Source organism: Bradyrhizobium sp. 155 (genome assembly GCF_023101105.1).
GTDB classification, from domain to species: domain Bacteria; phylum Pseudomonadota; class Alphaproteobacteria; order Rhizobiales; family Xanthobacteraceae; genus Bradyrhizobium; species Bradyrhizobium canariense_D.
Window position 1 is genome coordinate 7,297,479 of the sequence record NZ_CP064704.1, and the last position, 22,639, is coordinate 7,320,117.

At 61.8% G+C, this 22,639-nt stretch carries 20 protein-coding genes and 1 pseudogene; 11 read left to right on the forward strand and 10 right to left on the reverse strand.

All coding sequences use genetic code 11. The annotated features are described in order from the left end of the window. Positions 1 to 409 precede the first annotated feature (409 nt). Both IVA93_RS34715 and IVA93_RS34720 read left to right on the forward strand, forming a co-directional pair. Positions 410 to 2,401, forward strand: a complete 1,992-nt coding sequence (locus IVA93_RS34715; RefSeq protein WP_026233966.1) for a protein-L-isoaspartate(D-aspartate) O-methyltransferase — start codon at positions 410 to 412, stop codon at positions 2,399 to 2,401. A gap of 288 nt (positions 2,402 to 2,689) precedes the next feature. After that, positions 2,690 to 3,058: a hypothetical protein gene (locus IVA93_RS34720; RefSeq protein WP_018460187.1), complete on the forward strand. Its 369-nt coding sequence runs from the start codon at positions 2,690 to 2,692 to the stop codon at positions 3,056 to 3,058. Between the two features lie 69 nt (positions 3,059 to 3,127). On the opposite strand, the gene IVA93_RS34725 is transcribed toward IVA93_RS34720, so the two are convergent. After that, positions 3,128 to 3,442 (reverse strand): SPW repeat protein, encoded by a 315-nt coding sequence (locus IVA93_RS34725; protein WP_256469936.1) that lies wholly within the window; start codon positions 3,440 to 3,442, stop codon positions 3,128 to 3,130. An 88-nt stretch (positions 3,443 to 3,530) separates the two neighbouring features. Here IVA93_RS34725 and tnpA point away from each other — a divergent pair, with 88 nt between their 5' ends. The 3 genes from tnpA (at position 3,531) to tnpC (ending at position 5,913) form a co-directional block, all read left to right on the forward strand. Beyond that, the gene (gene tnpA, locus IVA93_RS34730; RefSeq protein ID WP_247789533.1) at positions 3,531 to 3,959 is read left to right on the forward strand and encodes an IS66-like element accessory protein TnpA; all 429 of its coding nucleotides are present in this window, start codon (positions 3,531 to 3,533) and stop codon (positions 3,957 to 3,959) included. Continuing rightward, on the forward strand, positions 3,956 to 4,312 hold the full coding sequence (gene tnpB, locus IVA93_RS34735; RefSeq protein ID WP_247295361.1) for an IS66 family insertion sequence element accessory protein TnpB: 357 nt from the start codon (positions 3,956 to 3,958) through the stop codon (positions 4,310 to 4,312). Before tnpA ends, tnpB begins: the two co-directional genes overlap by 4 nt. Positions 4,313 to 4,434: 122 nt before the next feature. Then, positions 4,435 to 5,913 carry an IS66 family transposase gene (tnpC, locus tag IVA93_RS34740; RefSeq protein ID WP_247789924.1) on the forward strand — a complete coding sequence of 493 codons (1,479 nt, stop codon included), beginning with the start codon at positions 4,435 to 4,437 and terminating at the stop codon, positions 5,911 to 5,913. A 124-nt stretch (positions 5,914 to 6,037) separates the two neighbouring features. On the opposite strand, the gene IVA93_RS34745 is transcribed toward tnpC, so the two are convergent. The 3 genes from IVA93_RS34745 to IVA93_RS34755 all read right to left on the reverse strand — a co-directional run bounded on the left by IVA93_RS34745 (position 6,038) and on the right by IVA93_RS34755 (position 8,702). Beyond that, the gene (locus tag IVA93_RS34745; RefSeq protein ID WP_026233967.1) at positions 6,038 to 6,523 is read right to left on the reverse strand and encodes an Hsp20/alpha crystallin family protein; all 486 of its coding nucleotides are present in this window, start codon (positions 6,521 to 6,523) and stop codon (positions 6,038 to 6,040) included. 91 nt (positions 6,524 to 6,614) lie between these two features. Then, a complete protein-coding gene (locus IVA93_RS34750) occupies positions 6,615 to 7,067 on the reverse strand; it encodes an Hsp20 family protein (protein ID WP_247789535.1) in 453 nt (150 codons plus the stop codon). Positions 7,068 to 7,511: 444 nt separating this feature from the next. Continuing rightward, positions 7,512 to 8,702, reverse strand: a complete 1,191-nt coding sequence (locus IVA93_RS34755; RefSeq protein WP_249812445.1) for an MFS transporter — start codon at positions 8,700 to 8,702, stop codon at positions 7,512 to 7,514. 252 nt (positions 8,703 to 8,954) lie between these two features. Between IVA93_RS34755 and IVA93_RS34760 the strand changes: the two genes are divergently transcribed. Further along, positions 8,955 to 9,164 carry a hypothetical protein gene (locus IVA93_RS34760; protein ID WP_018460192.1) on the forward strand — a complete coding sequence of 70 codons (210 nt, stop codon included), beginning with the start codon at positions 8,955 to 8,957 and terminating at the stop codon, positions 9,162 to 9,164. A gap of 249 nt (positions 9,165 to 9,413) precedes the next feature. Here the strand turns inward: IVA93_RS34760 and IVA93_RS34765 are convergent, their stop codons facing one another. Beyond that, positions 9,414 to 10,052 carry a MarC family protein gene (locus tag IVA93_RS34765; RefSeq protein WP_247400815.1) on the reverse strand — a complete coding sequence of 213 codons (639 nt, stop codon included), beginning with the start codon at positions 10,050 to 10,052 and terminating at the stop codon, positions 9,414 to 9,416. Positions 10,053 to 10,347: 295 nt separating this feature from the next. On the opposite strand from IVA93_RS34765, the gene rpoH reads away from it, so the two are divergent. After that, complete coding sequence (gene rpoH / locus IVA93_RS34770; protein WP_247789537.1) at positions 10,348 to 11,268, forward strand: RNA polymerase sigma factor RpoH; 921 nt, start codon at positions 10,348 to 10,350, stop codon at positions 11,266 to 11,268. A 109-nt stretch (positions 11,269 to 11,377) separates the two neighbouring features. Here the strand turns inward: rpoH and IVA93_RS34775 are convergent. From IVA93_RS34775 to trxA, 5 genes and pseudogenes are all read right to left on the reverse strand, one after another. Further along, positions 11,378 to 12,300, reverse strand: a pseudogene (locus IVA93_RS34775) (ParA family protein). Between the two features lie 732 nt (positions 12,301 to 13,032). Next, entirely contained in the window at positions 13,033 to 14,730 is a 1,698-nt protein-coding gene (locus IVA93_RS34780) for an ATP-binding protein (protein WP_083926593.1), read from the reverse strand. Continuing rightward, positions 14,717 to 16,135 carry an ATPase domain-containing protein gene (locus tag IVA93_RS34785; protein WP_524536852.1) on the reverse strand — a complete coding sequence of 473 codons (1,419 nt, stop codon included), beginning with the start codon at positions 16,133 to 16,135 and terminating at the stop codon, positions 14,717 to 14,719. Before IVA93_RS34785 ends, IVA93_RS34780 begins: the two co-directional genes overlap by 14 nt. A gap of 197 nt (positions 16,136 to 16,332) precedes the next feature. Then, complete coding sequence (locus IVA93_RS34790; RefSeq protein ID WP_157643145.1) at positions 16,333 to 17,043, reverse strand: Crp/Fnr family transcriptional regulator; 711 nt, start codon at positions 17,041 to 17,043, stop codon at positions 16,333 to 16,335. A 1,131-nt stretch (positions 17,044 to 18,174) separates the two neighbouring features. Further along, positions 18,175 to 18,615, reverse strand: a complete 441-nt coding sequence (gene trxA / locus IVA93_RS34795; RefSeq protein WP_157643146.1) for a thioredoxin — start codon at positions 18,613 to 18,615, stop codon at positions 18,175 to 18,177. Positions 18,616 to 18,802: 187 nt separating this feature from the next. Here trxA and IVA93_RS34800 point away from each other — a divergent pair, with 187 nt between their 5' ends. The 4 genes from IVA93_RS34800 (at position 18,803) to IVA93_RS34815 (ending at position 22,637) form a co-directional block, all read left to right on the forward strand. Next, a complete protein-coding gene (locus IVA93_RS34800) occupies positions 18,803 to 19,534 on the forward strand; it encodes a peroxiredoxin (RefSeq protein WP_018460200.1) in 732 nt (243 codons plus the stop codon). 12 nt (positions 19,535 to 19,546) lie between these two features. Then, positions 19,547 to 19,837: a glutaredoxin family protein gene (locus IVA93_RS34805; RefSeq protein ID WP_247400806.1), complete on the forward strand. Its 291-nt coding sequence runs from the start codon at positions 19,547 to 19,549 to the stop codon at positions 19,835 to 19,837. 248 nt (positions 19,838 to 20,085) lie between these two features. Then, a complete protein-coding gene (gene dnaK, locus IVA93_RS34810; RefSeq protein ID WP_247542458.1) occupies positions 20,086 to 21,996 on the forward strand; it encodes a molecular chaperone DnaK in 1,911 nt (636 codons plus the stop codon). A gap of 59 nt (positions 21,997 to 22,055) precedes the next feature. Next, complete coding sequence (locus tag IVA93_RS34815; RefSeq protein WP_247400802.1) at positions 22,056 to 22,637, forward strand: nucleotide exchange factor GrpE; 582 nt, start codon at positions 22,056 to 22,058, stop codon at positions 22,635 to 22,637. Positions 22,638 to 22,639 lie beyond the last annotated feature (2 nt).

A 22,639-nucleotide genomic window follows, 5' to 3' on the forward strand; every position in this document is an offset into this window, starting at 1 on the left:
ATCCCTCATCCGGACGCCAGCGCCTCTCAGGCGGCAAGTCCATGATCAACGCGCCTGAAGTCGCCGTAGGGCCGGAGATCGCGCGTACGCCAGGCACGGCGGTGCGAACAAGACGCGCCGCGACGGCTGCTCGGAACGTCGACCCGCCGTCCCTCGGATCGCGAGCCGGCCTTCCGCCCAAGAGATCCCGCGCGATCTGCCGGACCTTCCAGAAGCTCTCCCCCCCTCCGGTTCCAAAGAAATGCCAGTCTCTCAGGAGGCGCGGTTGCGCCCCCTCGGGTGGTATCGATCACCGCCAGCCGGCGCGAGCAACGGGTGCTTATTTAGCTCATGGGTGAGCTGACTGGAGGAACCGATTCCGCCCGCGCCCGATTGCTTGTCGAAAGAGACTCCGACGAACGGAGGCGTGATGGCGCATTTCGCACAGCTCCGCGATCGCATGGTCAAGGTTCAACTTGCAGGTCGCGGGATCCGCGACGGGCGGGTTCTGAGCGCCATGGCGCAGGTGCCCCGGGAGCGGTTCGTCGAACCTGGCTTCGAGGAATTCGCCTACGAGGATGGCGCACTGCCGATTGCGCACGCCCAGACTGTCTCGCAGCCCTACATTGTCGCACTGATGACCGAAGCGGCCGAACTGAACCCGGCAGATAAGGTTCTCGAAATCGGAACCGGCTCAGGCTATGCCACGGCCGTGGCCTCGCGGCTCGCCAGAACCGTTCACACCATCGAGCGGCATGGTGATCTGGCCAGTGTCGCAGCCGACCGTCTTTCGAGACTAGGATACACGAACTGCGTTGTCCATACGGCGGACGGCACACGAGGCTTGCCCGAGGAGGCACCATTCGATGCAATACTGGTCGCTGCTGGCGGACCAGCGATACCGGAGCCGCTCAAGCAACAGTTGGCGATCGGCGGGCGCCTCGTCATCCCCGTCGGCGATTTCGAGCACGAACAATCATTGCTGCGGCTCACCCGCCGGAGCGACTTCGAATACGAGGAAGAAGCCTTCGGAGCAGTGCGTTTCGTGCCCCTGATCGGCGAGCACGGATGGGCCGAAGATGGGACGCGCTCTGCAAGCAATCACGTTCCCGGACAGGCCCAATTCCGCTCACTCCCGGACATGATCCGAGCCGCCGTCGACCCCTTGCCGCCTTTCGACGATCCCGCATTCGGCGAGCCGTTTGATCGCTTCGCGTCCTCTCGGATTGTTCTGCTTGGGGAAGCCAGCCACGGCACGTCTGAGTTCTACCAGGCGCGAGCCGCGATCACGCGCCGCCTGATTGAGAAGCACGGCTTTACGGCCGTTGCCGTCGAAGCAGATTGGCCTGACGCCGCGGCGATCGACCGATACGTTCGCCAGCGAGCGTCCCGCAGCTCGAGCGGGAAGCCGTTCCAGCGCTTCCCAAGCTGGATGTGGCGCAATACGGATGTTGCCGCTTTCGTCGAGTGGATGCGCGAACACAACGACAGAAAGCCTGCGCGTGATCGGGCCGCATTCTTCGGTCTCGATATCTACAACATGCGAAGCTCCATCGCCGCCGTCCTCACCTATCTCGATAGGGTAGATCCTGCAGCAGCAGCAATTGCGCGCGAGCGTTATGGGTGCCTGACCCCTTGGCAGCGCGAACCATCGACCTACGGTCGTGCCGTCCTGACCGAAGGTTATCGAAAATGCGAGGCGGAGGTGGTCCGGCAGTGCCAGGAGATCCTCGGAAAGCAACTCGACTACGCCGCGAACGACCCGGACAGCTTCCTGGACGCGGCGCAGAACGCGCGTCTTGTCGCATCCGCCGAACGCTACTATCGGATCATGTATTACGGAGGCGCCGAATCTTGGAATCTGCGCGATACCCACATGTTCGAGACCTTGGGGCATATCCTCGAGGCGCAAGGTCCCCAATCGAAGGCAGTGGTCTGGGCGCACAACTCTCATATCGGCGATGCCCGCTTCACGGAGATGGGTGTCGTCCGGGAGGAGCTGAACCTCGGTCAGCTTTGTCGAAATAAGTTCGCTGGCGCAGCATGCTTGGTCGGATTTGGCACCCATAGGGGTACCGTGGCCGCCGCGTCGGACTGGGACGGCGAGATGGAAGTGATGCAGGTGCGGGCCTCTCGGCCGGACAGCTACGAGCGCCAGTTTCACGACGCCGGTGTGGCGCGCGGCCTTCTCGAGTTTCGCCGCGATGAGAGCCTTCGCCGTCGCCTGATCGAGCCGCGGCTCGAACGTTTTATCGGAGTTATCTACCGTCCCGACACCGAACTGCAAAGCCACTACGCGGAAGCCTCCTTGCCCCAGCAGTTTGATGCGTTCTTGTGGTGCGACGAGTCTCACGCAGTCCGGCCTCTAGGGCCCGAACATTGCCGTGCCGGCGTCCCCGACACCTATCCATTCGGCCTGTGATGCGAGCTGGCGCGAGGGCAGCTATCGAAGCTGCAGTCCTGCTACCAGGCAATTGGCGAGTTCGCGACAGGCGCACAGGCTCGAGATGGAAGCCACTGTAGCGTTTCGTAGTATTTGTGGAGCAACCCACATCGCCCGAAGCGGGGCACAACCTGACTCGCACCCGACGATGATCCTCCTGAGACCTGTAGTCGCGGAAACGCGTTTGGATCGTTTCCGCTCGATGCGAGTTCTTGTCGATGTTGCAACCGCCCCGCGCCATAGAGGCAGTCCTGCCAGAGATCATCGATGACGGAGATCGGCTATTCTTATGCGCTTTCTTGGCGGCGCGTCTCGGCGGCGATGCTCGCGCTGATTATTCTGTTTGTCTCGCCCTGCCGCGCGGAAAGTGCTCGTGTCCGTATCAACATCGCGGGCCTGGGCACCGAGAGGTGCGATGTCATCGAGACCGGACGCGCCAGTAAGGTCGACGTGATGAAATGGGTTGAAGGGTTCTGGAGTGGACTAAACTACGTGGCTGCGGCAAGCGGCCAGAAGCAGTCGATTGTCGATACCGACTTGATCATAACTGAACTTGAGAAGGCTTGCCGCCGCCGCCCGTCCCAGATTTTGGCGACTGCCGCCTGGAACGCATTTCTTGCGCTGAATGAAAAGTAACGCCGCGTCAGTTGGGGTGGCGGGAGGCCTGGACGTACGCCGGCCTCCCTCCGCCAGTTGGACCAGGCCTTACGCTGTGGCCTGCGCATGGCCGCCCTGGGCGTACCAGATCCGAACAGCAGCGATCAGAGCCACCAGCGTGCCGGCGACAACGTGGACCGGCATCGCGGTGGGGCTGTTCGAGAACTTCACAAGCCATGGCGATAGCGTGACCCACACGCCGACCGCAAGCGCGATCCACTCCTCCCATTCGGCGAACGCGGTCAAGGCGGCAAGGGCCAGCGCGGCGATGACGAGGCCGCTCGCCCAGGCATTCCAGCTTGGCGTACGCTCATTGGAAAAGCCCAGGAGCCAGGGGGATATGAACAAGCCTGCCCCGAGCAGAAGATTGGTAAGCGCTGTTCAGCGGCCACCTACCGGATGAGGGTGTGATCTGCGAGTCTGCGGTTCGGTTTGGACCGTTAGGCTTAGAATGGACACAGTGCATACTGCTATCACGGAGCCGGTGCGGCGGCTCGAGGTCTTCACCGGAGCCGGTCGTCGGCGGAAGTGGAGCGACGAGGACAAGGTGCGGATCGTCGCGGAGATCGTGGCGAGTGGCGACTCGGTGTGTTCCGTGGCTCGACGGCATGGATTGTCGCCGCAGCAGCTGTTTGGCTGGCGACGTCAGTTGCGAGAAGCAGCAGGCGGTCATTCCGAAGCTGACGAAGTACAGTTTGTGCCGGCGGTGGTGGACGCAGTGGTACCGGCGCCAAGTGCTCACCGGGAGCGCAAAACGGTGCGCAAGGCAGATAGCGGGATCATCGAGATTGAAGTGGACGGCATCACGATCCGAGCCGGTCGTGGAGCGGATACGGCGATGATTGCGTCGATTGTCCAGGCGCTGAAGGTGAGCCGGTGATCGGTCCGTCAGGTGCGGTCCGGGTGATGGTGGCGACCAAGCCGGTAGACTTCCGCAAGGGCATGGAGGGTCTTGCGACCCTGGTGCGCGAGAGCATGGGTGCAGATCCATTCTCGGGAGCTGTCTATGTGTTCCGGGCCAAGCGGGCGGACCGGATCAAGCTGGTGTTCTGGGATGGAACGGGCCTGTGCCTGTTCGCCAAGAGGCTTGAGGATGGGACCTTCCGCTGGCCGAAGATCGAGGACGGTGTGATGCGCCTGTCGGCAGCGCAATTGTCGGCGCTGCTGGAAGGACTCGACTGGCGGCTTGTGCACGAGGCACGGGGGACGCCGGCGCCAGCGCAGCCCGGGTAGTTGTTGGCAGCGCTGCGGCGAAGTGAATCAGGACCGTCGGATGCGTCGCCAGATGGCGGCGAATATGCTCTGATTTGGCTGTGAGCGACGTCCTGCCTGACGATCCGGAGACGCTGAAAGCGATGCTGCTCGCCGAGCGGTGCGAGAGCGAGCGGCTGCGTCAGATCATCAAGGAATTGCAGCGGCATCGGTTTGGCCGACGGGCAGAGACGCTGCCTGAAGACCAGATGCTGCTGGGCCTGGAAGACGTCGAGCAAGTCGCAGCGTACGGCGAGACGGCACAGGACATCATTGCACCTGAAGGCCGTGATGCGCGAGCTCGCAAGCGCCGGGGCAACCGTGGCGCCTTGCCGGCGCACCTGCCGCGGATCGAGGTCATCGTCGACATCGAGGACAGGACCTGTCCCTGCTGCCAAGGCGAGTTACATCGGGTCGGCGAGGATAGAAGCGAGCGGCTGGACCTGGTCCCGGCGCAGTTCCGGATCCTCGTGACCCGGCGGCCCAAATACGCCTGCCGGGTTTGCGAGGATGGCGTCATGCAGGCGCCAGCTCCGGCTCGGCTGATCGAGGGCGGACTGCCAACGGAAGCAACCGTCGCACAGGTTCTGGTGTCAAAATATGCCGATCACCTGCCGCTCTATCGGCAAGCGCAGATCTATGCCCGCCAGGGCATTGAGCTCGATCGTTCAACGTTGGCGGACTGGGTGGGGCAGGCAGCCTTCCATCTGCGTCCGTTGCATGAGCGCCTCCTAGGCAAGCTTAAGCAACGGCCAAAGCTGTTCGCCGACGAGACGACGATGCCGGTGCTCGATCCCGGCCGTGGGCGCACCAAGACCGGTCAGCTCTGGACCTATGCTGCGGACGACCGGCCGTGGGGCGGCGCAGATCCGCCCGGCGTCGCCTATGTCTATGCCCCCGATCGCAAAGCCGATCGACCGATCGCTCATCTGGCAGGCTTCAAGGGGATTCTGCAGGTCGACGGCTATGCCGGCTATGGCAAGCTCGCCGAGCGTGGCGATGTTCGGCTTGCATTCTGCTGGTCGCACATGCGGCGTAACTTCTACGAGCTTGCCACACCCGGTCCGGCGCCCATTGCGAGCGAGGCGCTCAAGCAAATCGCCGAGCTCTATGCCGTCGAGAAGGACATCCGTGGCCGCAGCGCCGAGGGGCGCCGTCTCGTTCGGCAACAGAAAAGCCGACCGCTGGCGGAAGCGTTCGAACGGTGGCTCCGCGCCAAGCTTGCGCTGATCAGTCAAAAGGGCAAATTGGCAGACGCAATCCGCTATGCGCTCTCACGCTGGGAGGGCCTGACGCGCTTCATCGATGATGGCCGTATCGAGCTCGACAACAACGCCGTCGAGCGCTCGATCCGTCCGATCGCACTCAACCGGAAAAATGCACTGTTCGCTGGCTCCGACGGCGGCGCCGAGCACTGGGCCATCATCGCATCCCTGGTAGAAACTTGTAAGCTGAACGACGTCGATCCCCTTGCCTTCCTGACTGACGCGCTCACCAGGATCGTCAACGGTCACCCAAACAGCGAAATCGATCAGCTGCTTCCCTGGGCCTATCGCGCGCAATCCCTCAAAGCCGTGGCCTGAGAACGACGCTTACGAAGATTGAGCACGTCGGGTATCAGCTCTTTTCTCCAAGTGCTGTACATCGTTCGTCTCCTTCATGATCCAGGTACCCGGCGGGAAGCAGAACCTCCCGCCGGCTAAACACTCATTTGCCGTTGATTGCGATCCGTTTCACCTTCTGCTGAGCGGTGGGTGACTTCGGCAGCGTCACCGTCAGCACGCCGTTCTTGAACGACGCAGCGACCTTGTCCCGGTCGATGTCGTCAACCGGGATAGCCCGCTCGAACCGTCCATAATAGCGTTCGCTGAAGCGACGCTCCTTGTCCTCGGTCTCGCTCTTCTTTTCACCGCTGATGGTCAGCAGACCATTGCGCAGTTCGACGTTGACGTCCTTTTCTTCGAGACCGGGCAGTTCCGCGACCACTTTGACGTCCTTCTCGGTCTCGTTGACTTCGACGCTCGGCCAACCGAGCCCGTTTGACTTGAACGGGGCGATATCAAACGCACGAAACGCATTGTCGAACAGCCGGTTCATTTCGCTGTGCAGCGCGAAGAACGGATTGGCCTCATTGCGTTGGAAGGACATCTCCCGTGAGCCATTTCCGAATGGAATGAGATCTCGCAGTGCCATGGTATTCTCTCCTTTGTTTGCTTTTTGCCGTGCGTGCGGACGGGCGCGCGGCAACGCCGCGCACCACCCGCAGCTCTGACCGGTAGACCGGTCAGGCTACTTGCTTCTGCTCGATTTGCTGGTTGTCATTGCCGGCCAAGCCGATCTCGATGTGACGCGGTTTCATTGACTCCGGCACTTCCCGAACCAGATTGATCATCAGCATACCGCTCTCGAACGTCGCATTCTTCACCTGGACGTGGTCGGCCAGGTTGAACACGCGGCGGAACGGCCGCATGGAGATGCCCTGGAACAGGAAGTTGTGATCACCTTTGTCGGCCTTGCGGCCCTCCACGGTGAGCTTGGATTGCTCCGCAGTGATCGTGATCTCATCCGGGGTGAAGCCGGCCAACGCCAGCGAGATTCGGTACTGGTCCGCGCCAGTCCGCTCGATGTCGTACAGCGGATAATTGTCCCTGTCGTTCATCGCGTCGTTGGCCAGGTCAAGCATTCGTTCGAAGCCGATGCTCGAACGCCAGAATGGGGACAGATCATAGGTCCTCATAGCCATATCCTCCTTTGAGCAACATGGATAAGAGCGCGCCGGGATCTTCCGGCGGTTTCTGCCGGACCGTAGAACGCGTCCGGCGCCACACCGGTGGCAAGCAACCATTTAGAAGCACGTTTTTCGACGTCAAGAGATCCCGCCCGCTCTTCTGCTGAATTTTCGAAGTCACGGGTGTGCTGCTCAGCACCCGGCACGCCGGCGGCGGGGTTCCTAGGAGGACCGTCTGCCGGCCGTTGCATGGGCCCGCGTCTGCGCCTCACAGAGAGGCCGTTCCGATCCGAGAGCAGAGCGGGACGAGGGCTGTCGGGCAAGCGCTCAGCCGCGCGCCATCATCTTCCGTCTGCTGGTCGGACTCGGAGGGCACCCGACGAGGAACAAGGAGACAGACGACACGCGCTCTAGTGGCAACTCCAAACTATTCGCCACGCCGGCGGTTTAGTTTTAGGTGGATTCAACGCGCGTATGTCGCCTGGTTCCTTCAGCCAAAGGATCCAGACGGGCCGTCCGTCGCGCGAATCCGTGCCACGCAAGCGGGACGGCGACTATGCAGAGAGCTGCCATCGGAATGAATGCTGCCCCGGCATACGCCTCGTAGAGAGCGCCGGAAACGAGAGTCAGCAGCGTGCTCACCAGTCCGGAGCCGAACGCGTACACCGCCTGGGCTGTCGCCGCGATGGTTATGGGCACTACGGGGCGCATGAGGCGCATGCAAGCGAGATGAAGCAGAGCAAAAGTCAGTCCGTGCAACGGCTGTATCATCGCAAGGAGCAAAACCGAGCTTGTCAGTCCCGCAACGCACCAACGCACGACGCCGGCGGCGGCCGCCAGAACAGCGGCGGCACGGGCGCCAAACCGATCAAGCATGGCCGGACCGACCAGCAAAAAGACGAAGACCTCTGCCAGGACCGCTTCGGCCCATAGGAAGCTGATTGTCGACGGGGCCAAGCCAGAATCGCTCCATCGGATGACCGCGAAGGCGTCATGCATTGCGTGACTGCCGTAGACCAAAGCTGAAGCCGCCATAACCGATCGGAACCCCGGAATCTTGAGAACTGCGAACACTTCGTCCACAGCGGAGCGGAGCCCGCCGCTCGATGAGGCTTGAGCGACCGGACGGGGAACCCATGCCGTTGCGCCGGCGGCCGCGATCAGGAGGATCGCATTCACCCAGGCGACCGGCGCGAGATCCGTGGAAGTTATGAGCTGCCCAACTGCCAACGTGCCCAGCACAAAAGCGACCGAACCCGCACCTCGTATCCAGCCGTACTCGAGGGGCCTCCCTGCCGTCTGCGGCCGCGCGGCATTGACCGACAACGCATCGGCAATCGCGGTCGTAGGAGCAAGAGCCGCCGCCTGAACCAGTGCGGCAAGGAGCAACAGCACGAATGTATCCGTCCCGAGCAAAGCAGCGGCGGCGCCTGCGGCAACGATCGCACAGCCGGCGAGCACAAGGCGCAACGATGCGATCAGGTCGGCGAAGGCTGCGACAACTGGTCCGGAGACGAGCCGCATCAGCATCGCGCCCGCGAGTAGCCCCCCGATCTGCTGGGCGCTCAGCGCCTTCGCTTCGAAGAACTTCGGCCAGAACGGTGATGCCACGCCAAATGCTGCGTATAGCGCGCCATACAACATAACATAGGCGAACGGTCCGGTTACGCGCACGAGTCCGCGCCCTCAAATCCCACAGGCCCGAATGCATAGCTGGCGCAAGTAGGGCCAGCTAGTCGCGACCCCACTTGCCCCAGCAACTCCGCACTTTCGAACGGATCATCGCCGTCCGCAACGGCTCGATCCGGTCTTGTCGATCCTAGGCGCGAACCAGCATGTCGCAAATTGGTTATGGCGTAGCAGCGAACGCGGGCCTTCGGAAACGGAACAGGCAGCATGGCGAACAACGAGGAACAGAGCTATCTCGAGTCGCTCGTCCGCGCCGACTTCGAGCGTTGCCACCCCGACGACACGTTCGAGGATCTCAAGCGGCGGGCGGCCTTCTCGAAGGAAGACAAGGGGCTGCTGCGGGACTGGATGGCCATTGCCAAGTCTCGTGCCGCAGCGCAGCGCGCCAAGCCGTCACCGATGCACCCCGCGGCATAGAGGCAGGAGAGCCGATGGCAACTCGGCGCCACCACGCAACAGGGCGCGGGCGATTTGACGCTGATCGCCGGCAGCCTGGTCGCCTTTGGCCGTTACTCTGCTTCGCCGCGCCAGACAAGATCCAGCACCAGCAAAGCCGAACGATGTTAGACACCTTCATCAATTCGCTCCACAGCTGATGCTGCGCTTCCAGCCAGCTCTCTCTTGAGGCGCTGCACGTCGCCCGCGGGGCGGTCATGCCGTCGTAGGCTATGGGCTTGCCAATCCCGGCAGCTCACTTCGAATGCCCGTCATAATGAAATTCACGCCGATCGCGGCGACGATAAGGGCCATCACGCGGGTCATGACACTGATGCCGGTACGACCCAGCACCCGCTGGACCGCTGCGGCCATCCATAACGTCAGTCCGATCAGGAAAGTAGCCACGAGTGCGGCGGCGCCCAGGAATGCCTTGGCAAGCCACCCCGGATTGTCATTGGAAAGAGTGATCAGGATGCCCATCTCGGCCGGCCCGACCAGCAGCGGAAAGGCAAAAGGGGTAATGGCGAGCCCGTGGACGTCGACTTCGCTGCGGCTCGCCTCGTCCGAGCGCGGTATCAGTTTGCCATGTTGCGCCTGAAACATTTCAAACGCGATCACCAGCGCGAGCAGCCCGCCCGCAATGCGGAAATCGTCCAGTCCGACATTGAAGAACTTCAGGATCTCCTTGCCAAGGAGCACCGAGCTGACGAAGAAGGTACCTACCGCTGTGCACGCCAGGAGTATCACCCGGTGCGCCTTTCCGGTGCCTGCATGTCGAGTGAGCGCCAAGAAAATCGGAATGGCGCCGATAGGGTTGCTCAGTGCGTACAGGAGCATGGTAGTTCCGACAAATTGATTCCAGGCCATGGCTCGTCCCCACATTGCTCTTGCGATGACCGCTGCCGATTTCGCCTATATGGGCGCATGAGCTCGGAATGGCAGCGACAAGCTTCTCCGGCACTCAAGACTGTCTGCCACCGCGGCGCCGGTCGGGCATCCCCAGCCGAGCGCCTCTCCAACCGATGCTCTTTCCAAGGCGCGACGGGAACAATGCGACTGGTTCGTGATTTTGTGAGCGCGACCGATGCGCTTGGGTGCCGCTCCCGGGCCCAAGGCGCACCCTCGGTGCTCCAACCCACTTTGCTCTCAGGAGGAATTGGATATGAGCTCCCTGTCACTTCCATCAACGATGCCCACCGTTTATTCTGAAGGCGGGCTCTCGCGGTACCTAGCGGCCATTCGCAACTTCCCGCTGCTCAATCCGACCGAAGAAGCAATGTATGCCGAACGATGGCGCGAACACGGCGATCGCGAGGCCGCATACCGTCTGGTGACAAGTCACTTGCGGCTGGCGGCGAAGATTGCGCTGCGCTATCGCGGCTACGGTTTGCCCGTCGCCGATCTGATCTCAGAAGCGAACGTCGGGCTGATGCTGGCTGTGAAACGGTTCGAGCCCAAGAAAGGCTTTCGTCTCGCCACCTATGCGATGTGGTGGATCAAGGCAAGCGTCCAGGAGTACATCCTGCGGTCCTGGTCGTTGGTCAAGATCGGCACGACGGCAGCGCAAAAGAAGCTGTTCTTCAACTTGCGCAAGCTCAAGAACCGAATAGGAGCGAGCGAGGAAGGCGAGCTGTCACCGGAGCAAGCCGCGTACATCGCTGGGCAATTGAAGGTTGAGCCCCGCGAAGTGGTCGAGATGAACGGAAGGATCCGAGGAGACGTTTCGCTCAACCTGCCCATGGCGCAGGCGGACACCTCCGAGGAGATGCAAGACCGTCTGATCGATCCCTCGCCTGATCCTGAAACGCTGGTCTCCGACGCACAAGATCGCGAGCGGATAAGGGACGTTTTGAAGAATGCGCTCGCAGCCCTGACTTCGCGAGAGCGCAGCATCATCGAAGCGCGATTCCTGACGGAACAACCGACGACATTCGACGAGCTTGCTGTCACGTTTGGCGTGTCGCGCGAGCGCATTCGTCAGATCGAGGCGCGCGCGCTGCAGAAGATCAAAAGCGCAGTCTGCGCTCGCTTAGACGCAGCTTCGTTGGCTCCAACCCGCCTACATTCCGAACTTCAGGGCTGACCAGCCAGCCCTATCAGCTCCCAAGCCTGACCTGCCCGTGCCGCCGAGGCCGTCTGGCAGGTCGGGTTCTCGGGACGACCGGCTAGACACAACAGAAGTGCCCCGCGGCTCAGCGGGGCAGTTCGGCGAGCAAGTCGTCGAGCTTAAGGGGCTCGCCTCGCGCTGCGAACCACTCCGTCGCGCAGCCGCACGGCGGCGACCGCGTCCGTCTACCGGTAGCCTCAATGCATCCAGGACGCTCTGCACCTCGCGCTCAGCCACGGCATGCGCCGCATCGGCATCAATACCGGGCGCATCGCCGTCCAGCCCCGAAAGGCCACGGGGAAAGAGATTCCGGTAAACCGGACGCTCAGGTAGCCCAGCGCCGTTTCGAAAGCCCAGCGCCAATCCCAGTTCGTTCAAGCTTTCAGATAGCACCGATTTACCTGAGGCCCGATCAGGGGAAAACCGGTTGCGCGGCACGATCCAATCGATGAGGGTGCCGTCGACAGACCGGCGATGGCGACGCATTTCGCGCACCAATTCCCCGTAGTGGCTGACGCCAATGATGCCCAGCGTCACGGCATCGAGGCTCGCCAGCACGTCCAGATCGACGAAACTGTCCTTGAGCGGTGTCACAACTGTGTCCGCGATGGAATGCGCCAGCCGCATCAAATAGCTGTCGTGCGGTGGGGTATCGATCACGAGGAAGTCGTGGCGGCGCCCGATGGATGCGATGGCTTGCTCGAACTCCTGCAGCTCGGCGACCTCGTTTTCGTCCACCTTGAGACCGTCGGCACGCGTGACGGTGAAATGAGTCGGCAGCTCGAGCTCGATATGACATCTGCGAGCCCAGTCGCGCCGGTTCTGAATATAGCGGGTAAGGGTGCGCTGGCGGCCGTCGAGATCAATAGTCGCCAATCGCTGGCCGACCTTCAACAGGGCGACGGCGATATGCATCGCGACCGTCGTCTTTCCCGTACCTCCCTTTTCGTTTCCAACCACAATGACGTGGGGCGCGGCATCCGCTTGTATGTCGACGTTCAGCATGATCCGGCCTCTGAAACGGACGGCGCCACAATGTGCCGACCGAGTCAGTATTTCTCTCGGGCAGTTTCTCCGTCGCGACCGTCGAGTGGCTCAATCGAGGCGGGCATCGCGAACAACCAAGAGGAAGCTGCGTGGTTTCAAACTAGATGGCAAGTTTAGCTCGACTGAAGTTCGTGGCGAGGCGGCAGCTCGCGAGCGACCGTGCTTCAAATGGTACAGAATGCCTGCGCCTGTCCCCGCGCGTGCTCAGCTCGAGCCACTCGCTCAAGCGACGCATTTGCGAGCGGTCAAAGGAACTTTGATGAGCCGTGCCCGTTCGACCGCCAAGCGCTTGAATTTGAGGGCGAGAGATGAAAGCTGTACCGAGATTACTCGTGGTCATGGGCTTGGCCGTCACCGGATGGCTTGGCCCCGGCCTGGGCACTGCGTTTGCGCAGACAATCTATCTGGATCCGTACCCCCCGATCTTACCACCGGCGATAACCTACTTAGTACGGCGGCCGATCATGGAGCCGCCCGCAGCAATCGTCCGCGAGCGGACCGTCGTGGTGAGGCGCCCCGTCTATGTGCCCGCGCCGGTATATCGCGCGCCGCTGCCGCCCTACGGGTATCTTGCCGAGGTCGACTACGTGGCACCAGGTTGGTGATCGACGCCCAAGCCGTTCTACGGTGAACCCAGGCTCTAGCTCGCGGACTCGCGCAAGATGGCCCAACGGCTGAGTGCAGCCCTGCCGGTCAGCCGTTCATGACGGCCGCGGACGGATCGACAGCAATGGGCTTTGCGCCTGAGATCGCTTCAATTTTTGCCGCGAGATCCGCAAGGGAATAAGGCTTGCTGAGAAATGCCTCCTTGCTGATGCGCTTTCTATTCTCCTCGATCAGGTCTGGAAAGCCGCTGCAAAACAGAATGGGAAGGCGCGGCGAGCGTTGCCGTAGTTGCCGCCCTACATCCACTCCGGAAATCTTCGGCATGGCCAAATCAACCAGCGCTAGGTCAACGCTCTCTCGGCCGAGAGCTGCCAACGCGGCTTCGAGGTCATCAGTGGCTACGACCCGGTAACCTAAGGTCTCCAACATGCCGCCGGTCGTTTCGCGCACGTCAGCATCATCGTCGATAACCAGAGCCGTCCCCCTCGCAGACGCCGTCGGTTCGCTGGATCCCTGGCCGGCAACGACGGCCTCAGTCGAACGAGGCAGGAAGATGCGGACCACGGTGCCTCGACCGAGCTCGGTTTCGATCTTGACCGTCCCACCGGATTGGCGGGCGAAGCCGTAGACCTGTGACAGACCGAGGCCCGTGCCTTTGCCGGGAGCCTTGGTGGTGAAGAACGGATCGAAGGCACGGGCCAGAACATCCGGCGGCATGCCCGTGCCGGTGTCCTTGACGGAGATGCACACATATTGCCCTGCTTTGAGCTCGCTCGCCAGTTGGTCGGGGACGCGGTTCAGAGCGGTAGTTTCGATGACGATGGTGCCACCCGTCGGCATGGCATCGCGTGCATTGAACGCAAGGTTGAGAAGCATGAGTTCAAGCTGGGTGGGGTCGACCAGCGCCGGCCACAAGCCCTCTTGGGTGGCGACTTCAAGGCGGATGCCGGTCCCGATCGTCCGCGACAGGAGCTCGGCGACCACTCCGGCAAGCTCGTTGATGTCGATGGGCTCTGGTGCGAGGTGCTGCTTACGCGAAAATGCCATGAGCTGCTTCACCAGCTTGGCGCCGCGTTCCGCCCCGTGCATGGCGTTGCGCAGGTAACGCTGGAGGCGCTCGTCCTCGATGCGCAAGCCAAGCAGCTGCAGATTGCCCATGATGGTCGTCAACAGGTTGTTGAAGTCGTGTGCGATGCCACCGGTGAGTTGTCCCACGGCCTCCATTTTGTGGGCGTGGCGAAGCGCGACTTCGGTCCGCTCGCGCTCAACCATTTCGGCCATCAACCGCCGATTTGCATTCGCCAATTCGTGGGTACGATCCTCGATGCGCCGTTCCAGCGAGTCGGTCAGATGTGTCAACTGATCCAGATAGCTTTCAGTCTGTCGCTGCTTTACCCGCGCCCGGACGGCCGCTTTGACCGCGCTCTTGAGCGAAGCCGCAGCGAGGGGCCGTTCGAGCACGGTCACGTTTCCGAGCAACTCGACGAGATCTGGCTGCGGATTGCGCGCTGCCCTCAGCGTCAGCAGGACAAAAGGAAAATCCGACCATGGCGGCTGGTTGAGGATCCACCGCGCAAGGCTGCCGCGATCCTCGTGGGTCAAGGCCTCTTCTGCAATCACGGCGGCTGCCGCCTCGCCCAGATTGCCCACCAGCTCGGTAAGGCTCCGCTGCTCAAGAGCAAAAGTGCCGTCAGCCTGCAGCATCGAACAGATTACTGCCGCATCCCTACCGACCGGCGCCAGTACAAGCGCAGGCCCATTTTCAACATGCTCACGCCGCGCCATTCGGGCTTTTTCCAAGCAGAATCTTGTGTTGGCCTGTATAGGTCGGCGATCCGGACAGAACCCCTTGAAATTCCGACAGTGGAGGACCGACCATGATTCCGCGATCATCGAGCCGGTATTCCCTGATCTCGTCCTCATGGCGGCCAGTCCGCTTCTTCAGGACCGAAATGGCCCTTCTGATCCTTCCCGCGGCCTCAAAGAAGCGAAGCAGAAGCACGGTATCGCTGAGATAGGTCAGATCGACGCTGGACTGCATCGGGCCGATGAGACCATGTTGCGCGAGCGTAAGAATCGTCACGACCCCGCGGTGGTTCAGATAGGTCAGCGTCTCATGCATGAGCAGAAGCATGAACTGCTCGGCCGGCATCGCGTTCTGGTAACCGCTGAGACTATCCAGGACCACGATGCGGACGCGCTCAACCTCCACCCGGCGGCGCACCATTCCGGTCAACTCACCGGGAGACAGTTCAGCCGGATCCACCTGCTCCAGAATCAATTGACCGCCCTCAATTGGTCCGGCGAGATTCCAGCCCATTCCTGCCGCGCGTTTATTCAAGATGCTTTTGGTCTCGTCGAACGTTACGAAGAGTGCGCGCTCGCCTCGCCGAAGCGCAGCCATCACGAATTGCATGGCGATCGACGATTTGCCAGATCCGGAAGGCCCCATCAGAAGGGTGCTGGTGCCCCGGTCCAGCCCGCCTCCCAACAGTTGATCCAGCTCGGCAATCCCTGAGAGAATCGGCTCCGCAACCTGCTGACCGTCCGCGTATTCGGCTGCGACCAGTCTCGGGAACAAGGCAATGCCGCCCTTCCGGATCAGGAAGTCATGATAGCCCCCGCGAAAACTTCGGCCGCGCATCTTGAACACGCGCAGCCTGCGCCTCTCGGCGCCGTACTGAAGGGCGTAGTGCTCGAGGCGAATGACGCCGTGCACCAGGCTGTGCAAATTTTGATCGTCGCCCTCCTCGGTCAGGTCGTCCAGGAATAATGTGGTGCAGCCCTGCTGAGCAAAGAAGTGTTTCAACCCAATCACCTGCCGACGATAACGCAGCGGGTTTTGCGCCAGCAGGCGGATTTCCGACAGGCTGTCGAAGACCACGCGAGACGGCGTAACGCGCTTCACCTCGTCGAAGGTCATCTTCGTCGTCTCACCGAGTTCCAGGTCGGAGGCGTAGACCACGGTCTGCCGCTGCTGGGGATCCAGACTGAGTTCGGCCGGAACCAACTCAAAGATGTCGATCCCGCGAAGATCCCATCCGTGGGTTTCGGCAACCTGCTCCAGTTCGTCCTTGCTTTCGGACAGCGTGATGTAGAGACAGCGTTCGCCGACTGCCGCCCCCTGCATCAGGAACTGCAGGGCGAGCGTGGTCTTTCCGGTGCCGGGCTGCCCTTCGACCAGATGCACCCTGTTGGAGAGGTCCTGCAAATCCTTCGGACGGCACTACTTTGCAACGAAACCATGCGGATTTGTCAAGCACCTATCCGAAGGAAGCCAGGACGAGCTCGCGCGCAATGAACTGTTTGGAGAAGTCCGATTGCGGCCAGCAGTTTAGGCGTGATGGTTTCCATCACGTGCTAACACTTGTGACGCGCAGAGTAGCTTCAGGTGTCGCTCTGGCCCTTGTGCAAGTAGCGATCGTTGAAGCCGCCCATTTTCGCCACTTTGGCTGCATCGGTAAGGCTGACCATCTTCCTGCGCACATCCAGTACGCCATCACCCCGGAGTTCTCGGATGACCCGATTGACGTGAACGGGCGTGAGCCCAAGTGCGTCGGCCAAATCGACCTGGGTGATCGGAAGCGCAAATTGCTGTCCGGCGACCAGCCCGACCGCGGCGAACCGCTCCCGCAGTTCGGCCATGAGGTGGGCCAATCGCGCGGGTGCGGATCTGGCCGCGAGATTCACGATCCACTCTCGAAAAACCGCGGCATCGACCAGAGTGTCGCGCCAGAGCGCCTGGGCCACTGACCATCGCGCCTTGGCAACCTCCAGCAGGGCGTAATGGCTGACGAAGCCAAGCTTTGCCTTCGACATTGCCGTCAAGTCGTGATCCATGGTTTCGAGGAAGAGGCTTTGCAGGTCGGGCATGTCCCCCGGGATGTGGAATGACACGATCTGTCGCTTGCCCGTTTCAGCTATTTTCGACCGACATGCCAATCCATCTAGCAAGAAGCAGCAGTATTGCGGATGATCGCCCTCTCTCACAATGAGAGACCCGGCCTCGATCTGTCTGACCTGAACCGAAAGCCTCCTAAGCGCGGAGACGTCATCCTCCCTCAATCTTGTATTGACCCGCAACTTGCGGATCATCATTTCGGCGTCTTGGGGGCCGGCCGGGCGCTGGGGCACTGCAGTGATCCGATCGTCAATGGCTATCCAAGCCGAAGCAACCGGGAGCACTTTCACACGTTCCTATGCTCCGGCCGACGCGGGAAGAACGCCTCCGGAGTGGATGCGGATCTCGATCGGGGCTTGAGACGCCGACGCTGGTTCCTCAATGTTCGTCGGGGACCGAGTGTGGCCATCCTGCCAGCATTCCGGCGGGCCCAGAAAAGTTAACGGGGGCGCGAGGGCGTGTTGCTTTGCACCTCGCGACGCCGATCCGCTGTAGAGCCAAGAAGCGCTTGGCAGCTGCCCTGCGCACTTAACTGGCAAGCCCAATGTCAGCACCCTGCGCAAGCCGAAGCCATTTCTCGGAAAGGAGAAGCCATCTCTGCTTTTCGATCGAGCTAATAGCCTTCAGGGCATGCTCGCGGCATTCTTCGGCTTGCTTGCGAAATATAGCTGCGTCCGTCATCAGCAGACCGCCTCACGTTTGGTTCATTTTGGCGGCCACTCAAGCGGCCTCCAGCGGAGGCTTGCCGCGCAGGGCAAGCCAGTGAGCACCGCCGGTTCTGAAGACCGCGCAGACCAACGTGCCCAACGCGGGGAGCGCCGTCCTTAACAATTGTTGATGTAGTCGAAATTATCAGAGCTCGTGGCCCCGCTGACGACGAGTCGGTCGGAGTCCAAGCGGCCTGAGCCTTAGCGATTCACCACCAGTGCCGGTGCCAACCCTGGTGCCCAGCAGCGCCGGGCGAAATAAACAGACGGCGGCGGCGGATAGAAGGCGTACGCGCCATAGAAGTTGGGCGGCACCTGCAGCGGCCCCAAGGATTGCAGATCCAGCGCACCCCTTCCACTCCGGCACCGGATTTTGCGAGCTGCTGCGCATGGGGCAGACCGTTGGGCATGGCGAAGGCCACTGGGGTGAACCCTACGCTTCCCACCAAAGCTACAAGGCGTAGACAAGCGGTCCGGAACTTCATTGGAGTCCCTCCCTCGAATCGTCTGCGCGACAAACGCGAAAGCTCTGCGGAGACTTCAGAATGGCCTTCAGTTTTCATCTGCCTGTTCGCCGCCCCAAACACGGCCAGCTAAACCTCGCGACCGGGGAAACTGGTCTCATCCAGCCAATCGTTCGACCCAGCCTTTCAGCAGGTTCGCCTCGGCCACTCCGGCATGGCGGGCAGCCACTTCGCCGCGGTTCAGCGCGAAGAGGGCCGGAATGCCTTGGACACCATAGTCGCGCGCCGCCTGCGGATTGTCGTCTACGTTTATTTTGACGAAGCGAGCTCGGGGCTCGAGGCTCCGGGCAGCCTGCGCGAAGATAGGTGCCATGGCTTGGCACGGACCACACCACGGTGCCCAGAAGTCGACGATCACGGGCACATCGGAATTGGCAATGTGCTTTCGCAAGCGCGCGGCATCGAGCTCGACCGGGGCGCCCTCGAAAAGCGGCGCATGGCAGCGGCCACACCTGGCTTTCTCTGCCGGCCGGCTTGTCGGTACGGCGTTGATGCTGTCGCACTTTGGGCAAACGACACGACGTTTTTCCACGGTCATCTCCATCTATCCTGTGTTGCGGGCTGTTGCTTGGGATCTGGTTATGAAGAGCAGCCGTTGCCAGCCTGGATAGGGTGGCGCGATTCACTCGCGCTCCTATATCAATCGCGAGCGGCGGCGCGTCCGCGCTCGCCCGCCTCCTGAACAGACTGAACAGAAAGGAAAGATCTTACGACGGAGCACAGCCATGGATACGCATGCAGGTCCACTGGACGTTCGTTCCAGCCGCTTAGAACAACTGGAGGGGGACTTCGCCGCCCTCGCACCCCAACTTGCGCAGGGGCCCGAGAAGCAGGCTATCTCGACGCTGCACGGAATGGTGCAGGAGTTGTGGCGCGCAGTGGGGCCTTCCGGTCCCGCGCAGGCCAGACCAGGCCCCAACATCGAGGACATCGTTGAACTGCATCAGCACGCCCCGGCTATGGAAGGTGATGCCGTCAGCACGCCCCTCGAGATTGGCCAGGTGGCGCCCGAATTCGCCCTCCCCGACGCAAACGGTCGTACGGTGCGCCTGTCCGATTTCCGTGGCCGGCCGGTTGTCTTGGCGTTTTATCCGCTCGACTGGAGCCCGGGCTGCAGTCGACAGCTCGATCTGTACCAGCAAGAGATCGAGGAGTTTCAGCGCAGGGGTGTCGAACTCGTCGGCATCTCCGTCGACAGTCTCTACAGCCACGGCGCCTGGGCGGCCGTTCGGGGACTGAAGTTCCCCCTGCTTGCCGACTTCAACCCCAAGGGCGAAGTCGCCAAGCGATACAATGTCTGGCGAGACAAAGACGGATTCTCCGAGCGGGCGCTGTACGTCATCGATGACACGGGCGTCATCCGCTATGTCCATGTCTCGCCCAAGCTCCAGCACGTGCCCGACATCTACGAGCTGCTGGAGGTCCTGAACGGGCTGAACACCCGCAAAGCTGCTTAAGGAGGCTAAGTCATGTACACGACGACTTCTTCACGATCCGGATATCGGCCCAACATCGGCGAAATCGTCATCTATGGAAGCCGCTGGTGCGGCATCACCATGATGGTGCGCAGGCATCTCGACAGGGCTGGCGTACCTTACCGTTTCGTGGACTGGGATAGCTATCCGCAGGTCCGCGACGAGCTCGAATGGCTGGCCGGCGGCCGCATCGGCAGCCCGACGATCACGGTCGGCGGCCAGGTGCTCGTTCAGCCCTCCTTGCGCGAACTCGATTGGGCGCTGACCCGCGCCGGATATCGCTGAGCAGCGGCAGGGCGATGCGTCAGCGCCGGGCCCCCTGCCTTGGCGCAGCGGGGCTCGGCGTGGCGCCCGCTCAGAAAGCCGCATGCAATTAATTATTGATCCAGTTGAACGCGACAGGAGACGTGCGCCGCGGGACCGATCGAACCCGAGGAACATCCGGGTACAGCCCTCGTTATGAGGCAAAATTCGCCGCTCGACAGAGGAGCGACGCGGCTAGGGGTTGAAGACGCAAATCAGGGATATCTACCATGCCAAAGGCAATCGGCATTGATCTTGGTACAACGAATTCCTGTGTAGCCGTGATGGAGGGAAGCAGCGCTAAGGTGATCGAGAACGCCGAGGGCGCGCGCACCACCCCGTCGATGGTTGCGATCACCGACACGGACGAAGTACTCGTCGGGCAGCCGGCGAAACGCCAAGGCATCACCAATCCCGAAAACACGATCTTCGCGATCAAGCGCCTGATCGGCCGGCGCTACGAGGATTCCTTCACCCAGAAGGACAAGGACATGGTCCCGTACCGGATCATAGCCGGACCGAACGGTGACGCGTGGGTGGATGTCAGAGGGAAAAAGTACAGTCCCAGCCAGATCAGCGCGTTCATCTTGACGAAGATGAAGGAAACCGCGGAGGCCCACCTGGGAGAGAAGGTCGAGCAGGCGGTCATAACGGTGCCGGCCTACTTCAACGACGCCCAGCGCCAGGCCACGAAGGACGCAGGCCGCATCGCCGGCCTGGAGGTCATGCGCATCATCAATGAGCCCACTGCGGCGGCACTCGCTTACGGACTGGAGAAGAAGGCCACCGGCAAGATCGCGGTGTACGATCTGGGCGGCGGCACGTTTGACATTTCGATCCTCGAGGTGGGCGACGGCGTCTTCGAGGTCAAGGCGACGAACGGCGACACCTTCCTAGGGGGCGAAGACTTCGACAAGCGCATTATCGACTATCTAGCGGATGAATTCAGGAGAGAAAGCGGCATCGAGCTGCGGAACGACCGCCTGGCGCTACAGCGTCTCAAGGACGCTGCGGAGAAGGCCAAGATCGAGCTGTCCAGCAGCACACAGACCGACGTCAATCTGCCGTTCATCACCGCGGATCAGCACGGACCCAAGCACCTCAACATCCGGTTGACCCGAGCCAAACTGGAAGCGATCGTCGACGACCTCATCCAGAAAACCATCCCACCATGCCAGGCTGCCCTGAAGGACGCCGGTCTGGAGCCTGGTCAGATCGATGAAGTCGTACTGGTCGGCGGCCAGACCCGCATGCCCAAGGTGCAGGAGACCGTCCAGGCCTTGTTCGGGCGCGAGCCCCATAAGGGCGTCAACCCCGATGAGGTCGTGGCCATCGGGGCCGCCATTCAAGCCGGCGTGCTGCAGGGCGACGTGAAGGACGTGCTCCTGCTCGACGTCAATCCCCTGTCCTTGGGAATCGAGACGCTCGGCGGCGTGATGACCAAGCTGATCGACCGTAACACTACCATTCCCGCGAAACGCAGCCAGGTGTTCTCGACTGCAGAGGATAATCAGAGTGCCGTCACTGTGCGTGTGTTCCAGGGCGAACGCGAGCTGGCCGCCGACAACAAGCTGCTCGGCCAATTTGACCTGGTGGGAATTCCACCCGCTCCCCGTGGCATGCCGCAGATCGAGGTCACTTTCGATATCGATGCCAACGGCATCGTGCATGTTTCCGCGAAGGACAAAGCGAGCGGCAAGGAGCAGTCCATCCGCATCCAGGCGTCCGGCGGACTGAGTGAAGCGGACATTCAGCGGATGGTTCGCGAGGCCGAAGCGAACGCCGAGCAGGATCGCCGGCGGAAAGAGCTGGTGGAGACGCGCAACCAGGCCGATGCCGCAGTCTACCGGATCGAGAAGACCATGCAGGAGTTGGGCGAGCGCATACCAGCCGCCCTGAAGGCTGAAGTCGGGCAGCTCATCACCCGGGTCAAGGACGCCATGCAGGGCGACGAAATCGGCCGGGTTCGGGAAGCTGTCGCCCAGCTGGAGAAAGCTGCGCAGCGTCTTGCGGAAATCCAGCAGCACGGTAGCGGAGCAGGCAGCTCGCAATCCTCCGGAACATCCGGCGATCGGGGAGACGCCGACGTGATTGATGCCGAATTCGAGGAGCTGGATGACAAAGATCGCAAGACGGGATGAGGCACTGCGGCTCTCAAAGCTCCTCTAGCCGCTTAACAGATCCGCGATAGGAGGTCCGGATGCAGGGGAACGTCACGGGCGAGCAGGCGCCGCCTGTCTATGAAGCCAAAGAGCGCGATTCTCTTCAGGCGGAAAATACCGCCCTGCGTGATCGGCTGCTGCGCGCGCTGGCGGATGCCGAGAACACTCGCCAGCGCGGCGAGCGCATGGCGAAGGATGCCCGCCAGTACGCCATCGCCGACTTCGCTCGCGAGCTCCTGACGGTGCTCGATAATCTGCATCGTGCCATTGCTGCCGCCGAGCAGCGACGCGCCGATATGACCGATGACTCTTCCCTGCTCGAAGGAATTAAAGCCACCGAGAGGATTCTGACCTCAACGCTTGAGCGGTTTGCTGTCCGCCGGGTCGAGGCGCTCGGAGCAAAGTTCGATCCTGCCCTGCACGAAGCCGTAATGCAGGTGGAGGATGACGAACACGATCCGGGCACCGTCATGCAAGTTCTCGAGGATGGCTATGTCATCCACGAGCGGCTGCTGCGTCCGGCCCGGGTCACCGTTGCGAGGCGACGGCAGGAACGAGCCTCGCATTCCGAAGCTGTCAAACCTCGAGACCACGACGGATTCCACCATTTCGAGACGTGAGA